Origin of the sequence: Clostridioides sp. ZZV14-6345, from assembly GCF_020657775.1 — a bacterium.
In the GTDB taxonomy this organism is placed as follows: domain Bacteria; phylum Bacillota; class Clostridia; order Peptostreptococcales; family Peptostreptococcaceae; genus Clostridioides; species Clostridioides difficile_D.
Window position 1 is genome coordinate 1 of the sequence record NZ_JAGWCX010000269.1, and the last position, 218, is coordinate 218.

The 218-nt window shown below is 26.6% G+C and carries 1 protein-coding gene; it reads left to right on the forward strand.

Annotated elements, in window-relative coordinates; genetic code table 11:
* Positions 1-31: 31 nt before the first annotated feature.
* Positions 32-218: siphovirus Gp157 family protein (locus KGF39_RS19735; protein ID WP_308463846.1), on the forward strand; the 187-nt coding region annotated here is incomplete at its 3' end.

Genomic DNA, 218 nt, shown 5'->3' on the forward strand with positions numbered 1-218 from the left:
GATACAAAATAAAAACACTAGGATAGTTTCAGTGATAATAGATATTGATAGTGATATAAACTCTTTAGACTTAGAGATTAAGAGAATGCAAGAGTTAAAGAAGATTAAGAAGAATAGTCTTGATAGATTAAAAAGTAACATAAAGGAATGTATGGAACTACTTGGTATTAAAAAGGTAGAAACATTTTTAGGAAATATAAGTATAAGAAAGTCAGCAG